The organism is Rhodococcus sp. PvR099 (genome assembly GCF_017833315.1).
Classification (GTDB): Bacteria; Actinomycetota; Actinomycetes; order Mycobacteriales; family Mycobacteriaceae; genus Rhodococcus_G; species Rhodococcus_G oryzae.
Map to the genome: position 1 here is coordinate 2,921,249 of NZ_JAFIBV010000001.1, position 13,489 is coordinate 2,934,737.

General features: G+C 68.1%; 17 protein-coding genes. 9 read left to right on the top strand and 8 right to left on the bottom strand.

Annotated features, from left to right (window positions below):
- Positions 1-134 precede the first annotated feature (134 nt).
- The gene (locus JOE46_RS13345; protein ID WP_097214192.1) at positions 135-683 is read left to right on the top strand and encodes a DUF4262 domain-containing protein; all 549 of its coding nucleotides are present in this window, start codon (positions 135-137) and stop codon (positions 681-683) included.
- Positions 680-1,111 carry a hypothetical protein gene (locus tag JOE46_RS13350; RefSeq protein WP_209927523.1) on the top strand — a complete coding sequence of 144 codons (432 nt, stop codon included), beginning with the start codon at positions 680-682 and terminating at the stop codon, positions 1,109-1,111. The genes JOE46_RS13345 and JOE46_RS13350 overlap by 4 nt, the downstream gene beginning before the upstream one ends.
- Positions 1,112-1,173: 62 nt before the next feature.
- On the opposite strand, the gene JOE46_RS13355 is transcribed toward JOE46_RS13350, so the two are convergent.
- Positions 1,174-1,734 (bottom strand): hypothetical protein, encoded by a 561-nt coding sequence (locus JOE46_RS13355; RefSeq protein ID WP_209927525.1) that lies wholly within the window; start codon positions 1,732-1,734, stop codon positions 1,174-1,176.
- 304 nt (positions 1,735-2,038) lie between these two features.
- Between JOE46_RS13355 and JOE46_RS13360 the strand changes: the two genes are divergently transcribed.
- Positions 2,039-3,217, top strand: a complete 1,179-nt coding sequence (locus JOE46_RS13360) for a serine hydrolase (RefSeq protein ID WP_179800713.1) — start codon at positions 2,039-2,041, stop codon at positions 3,215-3,217.
- A 42-nt stretch (positions 3,218-3,259) separates the two neighbouring features.
- Here JOE46_RS13360 and JOE46_RS13365 read toward each other — a convergent pair whose 3' ends face one another.
- Both JOE46_RS13365 and JOE46_RS13370 read right to left on the bottom strand, forming a co-directional pair.
- Complete coding sequence (locus tag JOE46_RS13365) at positions 3,260-4,003, bottom strand: SDR family oxidoreductase (protein ID WP_209927527.1); 744 nt, start codon at positions 4,001-4,003, stop codon at positions 3,260-3,262.
- A 135-nt stretch (positions 4,004-4,138) separates the two neighbouring features.
- Entirely contained in the window at positions 4,139-4,927 is a 789-nt protein-coding gene (locus JOE46_RS13370) for a putative protein N(5)-glutamine methyltransferase (RefSeq protein WP_097214189.1), read from the bottom strand.
- A gap of 242 nt (positions 4,928-5,169) precedes the next feature.
- Between JOE46_RS13370 and JOE46_RS13375 the strand changes: the two genes are divergently transcribed.
- Both JOE46_RS13375 and JOE46_RS13380 read left to right on the top strand, forming a co-directional pair.
- Positions 5,170-5,610, top strand: coding sequence for a MarR family winged helix-turn-helix transcriptional regulator (locus JOE46_RS13375; protein WP_097214188.1), 441 nt, complete (start codon positions 5,170-5,172; stop codon positions 5,608-5,610).
- A 41-nt stretch (positions 5,611-5,651) separates the two neighbouring features.
- On the top strand, positions 5,652-6,080 hold the full coding sequence (locus JOE46_RS13380; RefSeq protein ID WP_097214247.1) for an organic hydroperoxide resistance protein: 429 nt from the start codon (positions 5,652-5,654) through the stop codon (positions 6,078-6,080).
- An 18-nt stretch (positions 6,081-6,098) separates the two neighbouring features.
- Here JOE46_RS13380 and JOE46_RS13385 read toward each other — a convergent pair whose 3' ends face one another.
- The 4 genes from JOE46_RS13385 to JOE46_RS13400 all read right to left on the bottom strand — a co-directional run bounded on the left by JOE46_RS13385 (position 6,099) and on the right by JOE46_RS13400 (position 8,227).
- The gene (locus JOE46_RS13385; protein WP_209927529.1) at positions 6,099-6,632 is read right to left on the bottom strand and encodes a VOC family protein; all 534 of its coding nucleotides are present in this window, start codon (positions 6,630-6,632) and stop codon (positions 6,099-6,101) included.
- Between the two features lie 8 nt (positions 6,633-6,640).
- Positions 6,641-7,519 (bottom strand): oxidoreductase, encoded by an 879-nt coding sequence (locus JOE46_RS13390; RefSeq protein ID WP_097214186.1) that lies wholly within the window; start codon positions 7,517-7,519, stop codon positions 6,641-6,643.
- A gap of 72 nt (positions 7,520-7,591) precedes the next feature.
- Complete coding sequence (locus JOE46_RS13395) at positions 7,592-7,813, bottom strand: hypothetical protein (protein ID WP_143548527.1); 222 nt, start codon at positions 7,811-7,813, stop codon at positions 7,592-7,594.
- A gap of 150 nt (positions 7,814-7,963) precedes the next feature.
- Complete coding sequence (locus JOE46_RS13400) at positions 7,964-8,227, bottom strand: hypothetical protein (RefSeq protein ID WP_143548526.1); 264 nt, start codon at positions 8,225-8,227, stop codon at positions 7,964-7,966.
- 235 nt (positions 8,228-8,462) lie between these two features.
- On the opposite strand from JOE46_RS13400, the gene JOE46_RS13405 reads away from it, so the two are divergent.
- The 4 genes from JOE46_RS13405 (at position 8,463) to JOE46_RS13420 (ending at position 12,174) form a co-directional block, all read left to right on the top strand.
- A complete protein-coding gene (locus JOE46_RS13405) occupies positions 8,463-9,557 on the top strand; it encodes a Gfo/Idh/MocA family protein (RefSeq protein ID WP_209927531.1) in 1,095 nt (364 codons plus the stop codon).
- A gap of 49 nt (positions 9,558-9,606) precedes the next feature.
- Positions 9,607-10,527, top strand: a complete 921-nt coding sequence (locus JOE46_RS13410) for a pseudouridine synthase (protein WP_097214183.1) — start codon at positions 9,607-9,609, stop codon at positions 10,525-10,527.
- Between the two features lie 23 nt (positions 10,528-10,550).
- Positions 10,551-10,853: a hypothetical protein gene (locus JOE46_RS13415; protein ID WP_209927533.1), complete on the top strand. Its 303-nt coding sequence runs from the start codon at positions 10,551-10,553 to the stop codon at positions 10,851-10,853.
- A gap of 97 nt (positions 10,854-10,950) precedes the next feature.
- Positions 10,951-12,174, top strand: coding sequence for a globin domain-containing protein (locus JOE46_RS13420; RefSeq protein WP_097214181.1), 1,224 nt, complete (start codon positions 10,951-10,953; stop codon positions 12,172-12,174).
- A gap of 26 nt (positions 12,175-12,200) precedes the next feature.
- On the opposite strand, the gene aztD is transcribed toward JOE46_RS13420, so the two are convergent.
- The gene (gene aztD / locus JOE46_RS13425; protein ID WP_209927535.1) at positions 12,201-13,448 is read right to left on the bottom strand and encodes a zinc metallochaperone AztD; all 1,248 of its coding nucleotides are present in this window, start codon (positions 13,446-13,448) and stop codon (positions 12,201-12,203) included.
- Between the last annotated feature and the right edge of the window lie 41 nt (positions 13,449-13,489).

Consider the following 13,489-nt stretch of genomic DNA (forward strand, 5'->3'; position numbering starts at 1 on the left):
CGACGACAACAACGGCGACGGCTGCGAACGGGCACCGTGGTTGGCAGTTGGTCACCCAGGCTCCTCGCGGCCACCGGAGCCCGCTCACAAGCCCGGGGAGCGCAACTCAGTCGCTCACCACGTAACCTCCGCCCATGACCGACGATCCGTCCCAGTGCCGCTGCATCCTGTGTCATGACTACGGCGACCGAGACGAAGCAGACCAGGCTGAGCTGACGATCATCGACAATGTGCGGCAGCACGGATGGCACGTCGTCATGGTTCCCGAGGACGAGATCGGTCCTGGTTTCGCCTACACGATCGGTCTGTCCCACACCCACGGTGTACCGGAACTCGCGATGTTCGGGATCGATGTCCACGCCATGCACAGCATCCTCAATACGCTCGGGGAGATGGCCGCCGCAGGCACCGTACCGGCCGACGGCCAGAAGCATACTGACGTCATAGTCGACCGCCACGTCGCGCTCAGGCAGGTTGATCCCCGCTGGTACCGGACCTACTTCGGGCAGGCCATCAACTTCTACCGGAGGACGCCTTTCCCTGCGCTGCAAGTTGCGTGGCCCGACGTGTATGACCGGTTCCACTGGGAAGCCCAGGCCGAGGAGAGGCATCGGGGGTCGCAGCCACAGTTGTGGCTGCCGCCCAGCGAGCACCCTGCCGGATGCTGGACGGCAGAACTTTGATCCCAGCTTCGGGGCAGGGCGAGGGGTTTGCCACCCTCGCCGCGTATGTGAAGGACTACCGCGCCGGTGGCTACGCCGTCGACACCGTCACCGAGTCGGTGTGCGCTGGATGCGGCGGACGAGCCTTCGCGATAGGTGTGGACGACGAGGCAGGTTGCGCCGAACGGCTGTGCGTGGCCTGCGACGACGCCGTCCTGATCGCCGACAGCGTGGACCAGTGGCCCGAGGCCGAACCGGTCCAGTGCGAATGCCCATGCGGCGGGGAGGAGTTCGCCATCGCCGTCGGCTTCGCCTCAGTCGGCGACGGGAGCGACGACGTGCGCTGGGTGAGCATCGGGCTTCGGTGTCTGCGAGACGGGACGCTCGGCGTGTACACGGACTGGAAGATCGACTACAGCCCCTCGGGCCAGCTGCGAGGCATGGCGTAGGCGGGACACCCCGAAGGTCACCGCCGGTCCGAGTGTCGCGCCCGGTCGCAGGACGTCTGGGCTCAGCTGTGGAGAGTGACGCTGGGCATCGGGCGGCCACCAGCGTCGAACAACGCGGCTCCGCAATCACAGCGCTCGTCGGCCAGGGTCTCCGTCGCCGGCAGCTCCCAGACCAGCATCTCCGAGCAGTCCGGGCAGTTCAGGCTGACCATGGTCTCTTCGGGTTCCGAGCCCCAGGCCCGCACCGGGAGGCCCTCGTGCGTCAGTTTGGTCAGCCCACGCTCACCGGTCAACGCGACCAGCACCTCGTAGGTATCGGTGCCGTTGTCCCGCACCGCGAGCGTGCAGCCGAGATTTGCCAGCACACCGGAGAGATGATCGAGCTGGCGGACCGGGAGATCGCCGCGGCGCAGAGTCGGGTCGGACTCGGCCGCGCGGTAGACGACGTCGGTGTCGATGTCCGTCGGCTCCGCCCCGAAGGCCCGTACCCGACCGGCCACGAACGCCGCCAGCTGGCCTTGGTGGTCCTCACCAGTCCAGTCCATCCTGAACATCACACTGTCGACTCGGACCCCCTGGGCCCGCTCACCGGGAGTCAGGACCAGGTCTTCCAGATCAGTCACGACGATCACGCTACCAACTGCCGGTGGGCAGGCCTGGGGTTGTTGTGTCGTTGTCACGCGTGACCAACGCCGGCCCCGCGGAAATCTGCGCGACCTCCAGGCCACCCGCCATTCCACTTGCCGGGGTGTTGGTTTCACTCGCAGTCGGCGAACCCGCCGGCGCGATGGCGCAGCCTGACCAATTGCCGACTACAGATGAACGACAACACCGTTGGCGACTGCCCGCGCTAGGGGTCTTCCCCCAATTCGGTCTCAGGGGTGCGCCCGGATGTGCCCCGGTGCTGGCGAAACTAGCGTTCAGTTCATGACTTCGACCAAGCGAATGCACCTCGCGGTGACACTCGGTGTCGCGACGATTCTCGTCGCCGGGGTGGCCGCCGCCGTCGTCCATTCCGCCGGTGACTCGTCTGTGGAGCAGTTGCGCCAGGACACCGAGGCGATCCATGCCCTCGGTGTCAGCGGGGTGCAGGCGCGAGTGATCGAGCCTGACGGTCAGCAGTCGGTCGCCACCAGCGGCACCGCCGACCGGAACACCGGCAGCCCCGTCAATTCCGACGGCTACTTTCGCATGGCCAGCACGTCCAAGACGCTGGTCGCCACCGTGATCCTCCAACTGGAGGCCGAGGACGGGCTGTCCCTGGACGACACCGTCGACCACTGGCTACCAGAAGTGTTGCAGGGCAACGGCAACGACGGCAGCCGGATCACCATCCGCCAACTGCTCCAGCACACCAGCGGCATCCACGACGACCTGCCCGGATACACAACGCCGGAGGAGTACTACCAGCAGCGCCACGACCTCTATGAACCCGAGCAGCTGGTTGCCCGCGCCGTGGCGCACGCTCCTGCCTTCCCGCCCGGCGAGGGCTGGGAGTACTCCAACACCGGCTACGTCCTGCTCGACATGATCATCGAGAAGGCCACCGGTCAACCCGGCCACCAGGAGATCGACGACCGTATCCTGCGCCCACTCGGCCTAGACCAGACCCGATGGATGGGCACTTCGCCCACCCTGCCCCAGCCGCACGCCCGGGCCTACCAGTTCTTCGGCCCCGATTCGGTGGTGGACGTCACCGATCAGATACCAGTGTCCGAGAACCTCTCGTGGGTGACGACCACGAGCGACGAGAACGACTTCTTCCGCGCGCTGCTCGCGGGCCGCCTGCTGCCGGCCCGGCAACTGGACGAGATGAAGCAGACCGTCCCCGTGAGCGCGGAGGTCCAACAAATGTGGCCAGACGGCCGATACGGCCTCGGCCTGGTCGAACGCCCCCTGAGCTGCGGACGAACCTACTGGAGCCACGAGGGTGGGGACGGCGGCTACATCACCCTCAACGGCGTGACCGACGACGGCAAGCGCAGCGCCGTGGTATCCATGTCCGAGGCACGCGGCGACACCCTGGAGCACATACAGCAGCAAACGATCACGGCCAGCACCCTGATCGACCACGCATTGTGCGCCGGAGGCCCCAGCACCCCGTAAGCCGAGGCGTCGTTGCGGTGAGCGGTGATCTCCACGATCAGATCACTGGCGGGCCAGCCACTCCGACAGTGATGTCTGCGCCAGCTCTGCGCCGCTGCCGGGCAGCAGGCTCTCGGGTCCCAGCACCGCCCCGAAGTACCGCGCCTGAGGATCGGTGACCACCGTGCGCGGATCGGAACGCGCGGCCAGCACGGTGCGGATCCACTGGTCCATGCCGAACACTTCCGGACCCGCGACCTCGACGGTGCCGTTCAGCGGGGTGCCCACCGCCGCGCGGCCAACGGCCGGTGCCACCTCGTCCGCGGCAATGGGCTGGACGCCGGCGCCCGGGAGCCGCACCTCGCCGTCGACGGTCGCGGAATCGGCTATGCCACCAGCGAATTCGAAGAACTGCGTCGCATGCACCAGCGAGTATGGCAGGCCCGATCCTGTGATCAGCTCCTCCTGCGCCCCCTTCGCCCGCAGGTACCCGGACTCCGGCAGCCGATCCGCGCCGACCACCGACAGGGCGACGTAGTGTCCGACGCCGGCCGCGGCGGCGACCTCGAGCAGGTTCGTGGTGGAGGTCCGGAAGAAGTTCATGACATTGTCGTCGGCGAACGACGGCGAATTGGAGACATCGACCACCACATTCGCACCCCGCAGCACGTCTTGGACTCCCTCACCTGTGAGGGTGTTCACGCCCGTGCTGGGTGCGGCCGGAACCGCCTGGTGGCCATCCGCACTCAATCGAGCGACGAGCTTCGAGCCGATCAGCCCGGTGCCGCCGATCACAACAATCCTCATCCTCATTCCTCCTACCTCGTCAGACACTCACATGCGCCGTCGTGCGCGGGGTCTGGTCCACTCGGTCCAAGGCAAGGTGGGTGGCTACGTCGACACGCACGCACCGCAGGATTGACGGTACCCGGCATCGTGTCCTCAGCCGGGGCGCCTGGTTCCGATCACGACGGTGGCGCCGGACTCCTCCGAGCGGGCGACCCGGGGAGTCAGTCCACCGCGGGCGAAGGCGTCGACCGTGAGCGGCGCCTGCCGTTCGCTGGTCTCGATCAACAGGTGTCCGTCCGGCGCCAGCCAGCGGGTGGCACCGGCGGCGACCTTGCGCTGGATGTCGACACCGTCGGTCCCACCGTCGAGCGCCAGCATCGGCTCGTGGACGCGGGCCTCCGGCGGCAACATCCCGATCGAGCCGGTGGGCACGTAGGGCGCGTTGGCCACCAGGACGTCGACCCGACCGCGCAGGGACCGGGGCAGCGGATCGTAGAGATCGCCCTCGTACACCCGGGCTCCGGCGGCATTGCGGCGCGCGCAGCGGACGGCGGCCGGATCGACGTCGACCGCGTGCAGTTCGATGTCACCCCCGGCCGCGGTCAGCGCGACGCCCACCGCACCGGACCCACAACAGAGATCGAGGACAACCGCCCGGCGGTGGGCGACGGCCGCCGCCTGACGGGCGAGGAACTCGGTGCGGCGGCGGGGTACGAAGACCCCGGGGTCAACGGCGATGCGCAGCCCGCAGAACTCGGCCCAGCCGAGGATCTGCTCGAGGGGCAGGCCGGCGACGCGGCGGTCCACCATGGCCTCGAGGTGGTCGGGGGTCGCGGCGGCGGCGGCGAGCAGGCGCGCCTCGTCCTCCGCGAAGACGCAGCCGGCGGCGCGCAACCGGGCGACGATGGGGATTTGCGGGCACAGCGATGAGATAGCAGACATGGGAACGCCTTTCGGGAAATTCCGATGGGCGCTCTCGCGATCACCTACGCCGGTCGGACCGCACACGGTGAGAGCACCCGGGTTGCCAAAACGGACACCGGTCTCACCTCCTCGGTCGGACGACTACTGCGGACGCGAACGATACCCGAGCCACAACCACCCGGCCACCGATATTTCGAGGGTCGTTTGAGCCGCATCACACTTGGTTGTGCACAACTTAGCCGTGCACTACCTTTATTCTCGTGACCGATGAACTCGCCCTCGACCGGCAGGTGTGCTTCGCCCTCTACTCGGCCTCGCGCGCCGCCACCGCTGCGTATCGCCCACTCCTGGAGGATCTCGGCCTCACCTACCCGCAGTACCTGGTGATGCTGACGCTCTGGGAGCGCGACGGCCGCGGGGTCCGCGAGATCTGCACGGAGCTCGGCCTGGACACCGGCACACTCTCGCCCCTACTCAAGAGACTGGAGGGCCTCGGGCTCATCGAACGCCGACGCCTGAGCACCGACGAGCGCCGCGTGGAGATCCACCTGACCACCACCGGACGGGCCCTCCGCGACCGCGCGCAGGGCATCCCACGGCGGCTCGCCGATTCCACCGGGATGTCCGAGCCGGAGCTGGCCACCCTCCGGGAGGCCCTGGTCCGGGTCACAGGCGCACTCCAGGACTCGACCCGATCCTGAACCCCACCAACCCATTCCCTGGCACCACCGAAGGAGAAAAGATGAAGACGCTCTACACCGCAGAGGCCCTCGCCACCGGCGACGGACGCAACGGCCACGCCCGCTCCTCGGACGGCAGGCTGGACTTCGATCTCGCCATCCCGACCGCTATGGGCGGCACCGGCGACGGCACCAACCCCGAGCAGCTCTTCGCGGCCGGCTACGCGGCCTGCTTCCACTCCGCGCTGCAGCTGGTCGCCCGCCAGGCCAAGGCGAACGTCGCCGACTCGGCGGTCGGCGCCAGGGTCGGCATCGGCTCGCTCGACGGCGGCGGATTCGGTCTCGAGGTCACCCTCGAGGTGTCGCTACCGCACCTGGCTCGCGCCGAGGCAGAGGACCTGACGGCGAAGGCTCACCAGGTCTGCCCGTACTCGAACGCCACCCGCGGCAACATCGAGGTCACCCTCGTGGTGGCCGAGGCCGACGAATAGGTCTCGCCGACAAGGAGATCAGGACCGGCGGGCGAAGATCCGTTCCCACACGGCGGGATCGGTGCGCGGACCGCTCGGGGTCTCCGGCCCGTACCTCTCGATCTCGCCGTCGATGTCGAGGGGGCGGGTCGGCGGCATGCCCGGCACCAGCTCCTCCTCCACCCGGCCGTCCGGAACGAGCCAGCACACCTCGAACTCGATACCGTCCGGATCCCTGGCGTACAGGGCCTTGGTCGACCCGTGATTACTCGCACCGGTCAGCGCCCCCGCCTCGATGAGCTTCTCGCGCATCGAGGCCAGATCGGTGAGGGTGTCCACCTCCCAGGCGAGGTGATAGAGCCCCACGTCGCCCTGGCGGGCGCGGCTCGGCCCACTCGGGCTCTGGAACAGGCCCAGGTCGTGGTCGTTTGCCGAGTTCGCGGCCTGCAGGAAGGCCGCGCCCGGAAATCCCCCCGGGAGCGGACGGAATCCGAGCACGTCCTGGTAGAACGCCAGGCTGCGCTCGAGGTCGGCCACGAACAACACGGCATGGTTCAGTCGGCGAATCGACATCTGTGTGCTCAGCTTTCGAATGAGTAGGTGACGCCGGTCAGCCGCTCGGACTCGCCCCACAGCGCCCGGGCCACCGTCTTGTCCCGCGACTTCGACGAGGAGCCGACCACCTTGGGGTAGCCGCGCTGCTCGAAGGGCCCGTCAGGCCCGAAGTAGGTGCCGCCCGCCACGTCGGCGGCCGTCGCGGCGTACAGCTCGGGCAGGGCGCCCATCTCCGCGCTCTGCGCCATCAGGTCACCGATACCCATCAGTCGGTCCCAGATGGACTCGGTGTGCCCCTGCAGGCCGGTGGACGCGTATCCGGGGTGGGCAGCAACGGATTTCACGCTCGATCCCACCTGGCTCAGTCGACGGTCGAGCTCGTAGGCGAACATCAGGTTGGCCAGCTTCGACTGTCCATACGCCGGCCAGCGGCGGTAGGTGCGGCGCTGGTAGTTCGGGTCGTCGAGATCGATGCTGCCGAGCCGGTGGAAGAGGCTCGACATCGTGACGACGCGATCGGAGATCCGGTCGAGCAGCAACCCGGTCAACGCGAAGTGACCCAGGTGGTTCGTGCCGAACTGCGTCTCGAACCCGTCGGCGGTGGCGCCCTTCGGCACGGCCATCACCCCCGCGTTGTTGATCAACACGTCGACCTTCTCGACGCCGGCGGCGAACTCGCGCACCGATGCCAGGTCGGCCAGATCGAGGCGGCGCACCTGCGCGTTCTCCCCGATCTGGGCGGCCACGGCACCGCCCTTGTCGACGTTGCGGCAGGCCAGGATCACGGTGGCTCCCGCCGCCCCCAGAGCGCGGGCGGCGACCGCACCCAGCCCGCTGTTGGCGCCGGTCACCACGAAGGTGCGGCCCTGCTGATCGGCAATGTCCTGTGCGGTCCACTTCACCATCAACCCAGCTTACGACGAGTGTGGGCGCGGACCCGATGGATCCGCGCCCACACCCGTGGTGCCGCTGTGCTACTACATGCCGCTCTTGAAGCCACCCGTGAAGGACTTGATCAAGGCCGCGAGGTCAAGCGCGTCGCTCGAACCGAACCCGCAATCGTCATCGTCCGTGGGGGTCTGGTTCGTGCTGTCGCACGTCTGTGCCGGGGGCGGGGTCGGGGTCGCATTTGCGACCGCCGGTGCGGCCATGAGGCCTGCGCCGACGAGGAACAGGCACGCGATAGAACGCCGAGTCATTCGTACTCCTGTGCAATAACATCCAGCCACCACGACGGTGCCGGCTCTCGATGCGCGAGACCCTACATACTGGACGCTCGGTTCATCGCAATTTCAACGAATATTGCCTCAGCCCAGCTATCGGCTCAGACCAGCGGACCTCGACGGCCGCTAGAGGCCGCTCTTGATACCGCCCGTGAAGGACTCGATCAAGGAAGCGAGGTCCTCGATGGCCTCGAAGTCGAAGCCGCTGGAGCTGTTGCCGGCGTCCGCCGCGGTCGGCTTGACCTGAGTCGATCCGTTCGAGCAGCTGTTGCCCCCGTCCGTCTGGGTCTCACCCGGCCCACAGATCACGGTCTCCGCATGTGCGGCCGCGGGCGCCATCAAGATTCCTGCGGTGACGAACATGAGGGTCGCAACAAAACGCCGATTCATTTCCCAATCTCCAATGCTGTCATCTCCGGCGCCCAGACCGGCACCGGCACCGGCACTCGATTTCGTGGACGCTACAGCAGCCGTCAATCACCCATGACTATTTTGAATAGCGTTATGCTGCAAACGATCTAAGCGTCATACGGTACGCGTGACGCCTGGTCCACCGTCGGACAACATTCCGCCGGACCTCCCATCAGTTACATCGGATAACTACCAACTACGGACAAGGACACACATGACGGACAAGACACTTGGGCTGGCCGTGATCGGGACCGGCTTCGGCTGCATCACCCACGTACCGGCGTTCCGGGATGCCGGGTTCGAGGTCCGCGCCCTCGTCGGCCGCGATCGGGAACGAACCGTGGACCGCGCCGAGCGCATGGGGATACCGCACGCCGCGACCTCCCTCGACGAGGCCCTCTCGGTCACGGACATCGACGCAGTCACCATCGCGACGCCGCCACACACCCATGCCGCCCTGGCCGTCGAGGCGGCCGAGCGAGGGCTGCATGTGGTGTGTGAGAAGCCGTTCGCGGCAGACCTGAGCGAGGCTCGGGCGATGCTGGCCGCCGCCGAGAAGTCCGACGTCGTGCACATGGTCGGCACTGAGTTCCGCTACGCGAGCCCCCAGGCGCTGCTCGCCCGGCAGATCCGCCGCGGGGCGATCGGCGCCCCGCGGCTCGCCACCTTCCTCATGCACCTGCCGCTGTTCGCCGCCGAGGGCAGCGAAGCGCCCGGCTGGTGGACCGACGCGAACAGTGGCGGCGGCTGGCTCGGCGCGCAGGGCACCCACATGATCGACCAGATCCGTAGCACCCTGGGCGAATTCGAGATGGTCAGCGCCGGGCTGCCGGTCGTCGCCGACCGTGGGCAGAGCGCGGAGGACTCCTTCACCGTGCACTTCCGCACCACGACCGGAGTCGACGGCGTGCTGCAGAGCACGGTCGGCGCGTGGGGACCACTGCTGATGACCACCCGCATCGCGGGCATGCTCGGCACCCTGTCGATCAACGGCGACAGGGTTTTTCACGCCGACGCGACCGGCGAGCACGAGGTACCGATGCCGGCCGACCTGACCAACCCTGCCCCGCAACCGCCGCCGCACGACCTCTTCCAGACCACCTACGACTGGATGCACTCGACCGGGCTCGATCGCGCCCCGTATGCCCGGCTCGCCGATGCATTCCGCAGGCGCATTCTCGGGCAGGCCCCCGACCCGAACGAGCCCCCGGCGGCGACCTTCCGGGACGGCGTCGCCGGACAGGCTGTGCTGGACGCCATTCGCCGCTCGGCACACGAGGGGCGGTCCGTGCGGGTGGAGGCCCCCTAGGCCGGCCGATTCTGGCCTCGGCCGGGGGCGACCGCCTACCCTCCGAGGTGTGTCCGCCGCCCCGCTCCCCGTCCGCGACGGCCTCAACCCCACCCGGCTGAGGCTGCCCGAACGCGGCCCGTGGACCACGGTGATGGAGTACCTGCTCGCCCGGTTCCCCGACGATGCGTCGCGGCTCCGGGAGAAGGTCGCACTGGCAGAGGTCATGGGCGGGAACGGGGTGCCGGTCACCAGCGAGACCGCGTTCGCGCCGCGCTCGTTCGTGTACCTCTACCGAGACCCGCCGGTCGAGGCGCGGGTGCCGTTCGAGATCGAGATCCTGCACCGGGACCGGGACCTGCTGGTCGTGGACAAGCCGCACTTTCTCGCCAGCACGCCGCGGGGCAGGCACATCGTCGAGTCGGCGCTGGTCCGGCTGCGCCGCGACCTGGACCTTCCCGAGCTCACCCCCGCACATCGCCTGGACCGCGTGACGGCAGGCGTGCTGGTGTTCACGGTCCGGCAGGAGGCCAGGCGGGCGTACCAACTGTTGTTCGAACAGCGGCTGGTGACCAAGGAGTACGAGGCGATCGCCGGATTCGATCCGGCGCTGACACTGCCACGGACCGTGCACAGCCGCATCATCAAGGAACGCGGAATGCTGCAGTGCATCGAGGCACCGGGGGAACCGAACGCCCACACCCGCATCGAGCTGTTCGAGGCACGCAGCGATCTGGCGCGCTATCGACTGCTCCCGAGCACCGGGAGAATGCACCAGCTGCGGGTTCACCTGAACTCACTCGGCATCCCGATCGTCGGCGACAGCTTCTATCCACGACTGTATGACGTTGCACCGGAGGACTATTCGAGTCCACTGCAACTGCTGGCCCGCTCGATTGAATTCGCTGACCCACACACAGGCAAGCCGCGGCGCTTCGTGAGCGAGCGACGCCTGTCCGCCTGGGAGCGGACCAGCAATCCCAACCCTTAGCGAATTGCCAAGGAGCGCACACCGTGCGCTCACAGATCTCCGTCACCATCGGTATATCGGAAAACCCGCCGGACACCCCCGGCGGATCCGCACACCGATCGGAGCCCGAGATGACCGACCTCTGCATGATCCTCCAGCGCGCAGACGACACCGCGGACCTCTTCACTGATCGCGACTTCCTCGAGGCCGTCGCGCGGGCCGCGAACCTCCGCCAGGCCCACATCCTCGCCGAGCTGCTGACCACCACCGGCCACGAGGAGGACGCCGACCGGTTCCTGTCCGCGCACGCCGAGTCCTGCCTCGCAGACCTGCCCGACGCCGCCTGAGATACCGACGAACCCACAGGTAGGAGACCTACTACGCACCGTAGTGGAGTGCGTCACAATACTGGCATCTCAGATGCAAGTTAAATACCGTCGGGTCATGACCCTCTCCCCCGCATCCACCGAAGTCATCAAGGCGACCCTCCCCGCCGTGGGCGCTGCCATCGAGGACATCACCGCGCTCTTCTATCCGAAGATGTTCGCCGCCCATCCCGAACTCGAACGCGATCTGTTCAATCGGGGCAACCAGAAGCAGGGCCAGCAGCAGAAGGCCCTCGCCGGCGCGATCGCCGCATTCGCGGCACTGCAGGTCAGCCCCGACGCCCCCCGCACGGAGCTGATCATGTCGCGGATCGCGAACAAGCACGCCTCGCTCGGCATCACCGCCGACCAGTACGTGATCGTGCACAAGTACCTGTTCGAGGCGATCGTGGAGGTCCTCGGCGAAGCCGTCACCCCGGAGGTCGCGGCCGCATGGGACGAGGTCTACTGGCTGATGGCCGACACCCTGATCGGACTCGAGGCCGACCTCTACTCCGCGTCCGGGGTCCAGGCCGGCGACGTCTGGCGTCGCATGGTGGTGGGCCGACGCGTCCTCCAGTCCGCGGACACCGTCACCTTCATCCTCGAGCCGGCCGACGGCGAACCCCTGCCCGCGTACCGGCCGGGACAGTACGTCTCCGTCGGCGTCCGACTGCCCGACGGCGCACGCCAGATCCGGCAGTACAGCCTGGTCGGCGCGCCGTCGCAGTCCGAGTGGCAGATCAGCGTCAAGGCTGTCCCGGCACAGCCGCTGCCCGACGGGTCGGCAACTCCGGCGGGCGAGGTCTCGAACCACTTGTACCGCAATCTTTTCGAGGGCGACGAGGTTTCCGTCTCGCTGCCCTTCGGCGACTTGGTCCTCGAGGATGACGACACTCCCCTGCTGCTGGTGTCCGCCGGGATCGGCTGCACCCCCATGATCGGGATGCTCAACCACCTCGCCGCCACCGGCGACCCGCGCCAGGTCTCCGTGCTGCACGCGGACCGCTCCCCGGCCCAGCATGCGCACCGGGCGGAGCTGACCGAGCTGGTGCAGCGGATACCGTTCGCGGTGATGCACCGGTGGTACGAGGACCTGGGCACCCGGGCCGCGGGCAACACCACGCACCTCGGCCGGGCCGACCTGTCCGCCATCCAGATCGAGCCGGACACCCAGGTCTACCTGTGCGGGCCGTTGCCGTTCATGCTCTCCGTCCGCGAGACGCTGATGGAACGCCAGGTCCCGGCCGAGCACATCCACTACGAGGTGTTCGGCCCGGACAGCTGGGCCTCGGCAAGCTGACCTCCGCGCGGCGGTTGGCTGTACAGCTAGCCGCCGACGCCGGTCAGCTCGATGGGCGACTGCGGCAGCACCGCCGAACGGGCCACGGTGCCGGCCGCGAGGTCGACCGCATGGATCGACTTCGCGGCCGGATCACTGACGTAGGCCGTACCGCCGTCGACGAACAGGGCCGGCCGCGGCGACTGCCACTTCTCCGGCTCGGTCCAGGCACCGAGCACCGGTATCCGGTTGGTCACCGCCCCCGTGTTCTGGTCGATCACATGCAGGAAGCCGTCAGTACCCAGCACCAGCGCCTCACCGCGCGGGCCGCGACCGAGGGACCGGAAGGTGTAGCTGGTGCCGAGGTCGACGGGCGTCATCGCTGCGGTTGTCGTGTTGACCAGCATCACCCGCTGCGGTCGTTCGAGTTCGGCGTCGCGGTCCGTCTTGTAGTCGCCGAGCACCACGTCGGAGGTGTCCGTGCCTGCCTGGTTGCCGATCCGGCCGTAGGCGTCCGGGCTCGAGATCTTCGTGACCACGCCATCGCGGTAGACGAGCACCCCGTCCTGGCATCCGAACACCACGACCTCGTTTGCGGCCGCCGCCTCGCCGTGCACGCCGGGGCAGTGTTCGTTGCGGGTGACCTCCCGGCGCTCCCTGTCGAGGACGACGATGCCAGTGCGGGCCTTCTCGTCGCCGAGCGTGGTGATCAGTCCGCCGTTCTCCAGTTCCACCGCCACCCCGTGGTGCGGCTCGGCGGTCGTGTGGCTGTCCACCGCCGGTTTCCCTTCCGCCAGCCCGTGCGGATCGAACATCTCGACCAGCCCGGACCCATCGTGGAACAGCACGGTGCGATCGGCGTGCCGGACCACGTGGCCGGGCTTGTTCGCGGCGAACTCGGTGCCGGTGAGCGCCGGGGCCGCGGTGTAGTGATGCGAGTGGTCGCCGTGCGGCTCGGACCAGGTCCCGGTGTCGAGCACCTCGAAGGCGTCGCCGGTGGTGACGAGGACATGCCTGCCGTCTCCCGCCGGGTTCAGCCGGGTGAAGCCGTCGACGGGTACCTGTCCGACCACCTCGAGACTCTCGGCGTCGAGCACCAGGACGCCACCGTCGTATGACACCGCGAGACGCGGTGTCGCGCCCGAAGCCTCCACCGGTCCAGCGGTTTCGGATCCAGCGGCGGCGGTGGCCTGGTCCTGCGGGTCGATCCCGGACGAGCAGCCGGCGAGCAGGGCGATCGCGAGGACGGCGGACGCCGCCGCGGCGCGAACACGAGGAGTGAGGGTCTGGGTCATGCCCACCAGCTTCGGCCTTATTGCAAATGATTGTCAAAGTA

Excerpts from the sequence above, each read along its gene's own strand:
- JOE46_RS13370 (WP_097214189.1), bottom strand. The coding sequence starts at position 4,927 with ATGTCTGCTATCTCATCGCTGTGCCCGCAAATCCCCATCGTCGCCCGG.
- JOE46_RS13360 (WP_179800713.1), top strand. The coding sequence starts at position 2,039 with ATGACTTCGACCAAGCGAATGCACCTCGCGGTGACACTCGGTGTCGCG.
- JOE46_RS13380 (WP_097214247.1), top strand. The coding sequence starts at position 5,652 with ATGAAGACGCTCTACACCGCAGAGGCCCTCGCCACCGGCGACGGACGC.
- JOE46_RS13390 (WP_097214186.1), bottom strand. The coding sequence starts at position 7,519 with ATGGTGAAGTGGACCGCACAGGACATTGCCGATCAGCAGGGCCGCACC.
- JOE46_RS13385 (WP_209927529.1), bottom strand. The coding sequence starts at position 6,632 with ATGTCGATTCGCCGACTGAACCATGCCGTGTTGTTCGTGGCCGACCTC.
- JOE46_RS13405 (WP_209927531.1), top strand. The coding sequence starts at position 8,463 with ATGACGGACAAGACACTTGGGCTGGCCGTGATCGGGACCGGCTTCGGC.
- JOE46_RS13395 (WP_143548527.1), bottom strand. The coding sequence starts at position 7,813 with ATGACTCGGCGTTCTATCGCGTGCCTGTTCCTCGTCGGCGCAGGCCTC.
- JOE46_RS13345 (WP_097214192.1), top strand. The coding sequence starts at position 135 with ATGACCGACGATCCGTCCCAGTGCCGCTGCATCCTGTGTCATGACTAC.
- JOE46_RS13400 (WP_143548526.1), bottom strand. The coding sequence starts at position 8,227 with ATGAATCGGCGTTTTGTTGCGACCCTCATGTTCGTCACCGCAGGAATC.
- JOE46_RS13365 (WP_209927527.1), bottom strand. The coding sequence starts at position 4,003 with ATGAGGATTGTTGTGATCGGCGGCACCGGGCTGATCGGCTCGAAGCTC.
- JOE46_RS13420 (WP_097214181.1), top strand. The coding sequence starts at position 10,951 with ATGACCCTCTCCCCCGCATCCACCGAAGTCATCAAGGCGACCCTCCCC.
- aztD (WP_209927535.1), bottom strand. The coding sequence starts at position 13,448 with ATGACCCAGACCCTCACTCCTCGTGTTCGCGCCGCGGCGGCGTCCGCC.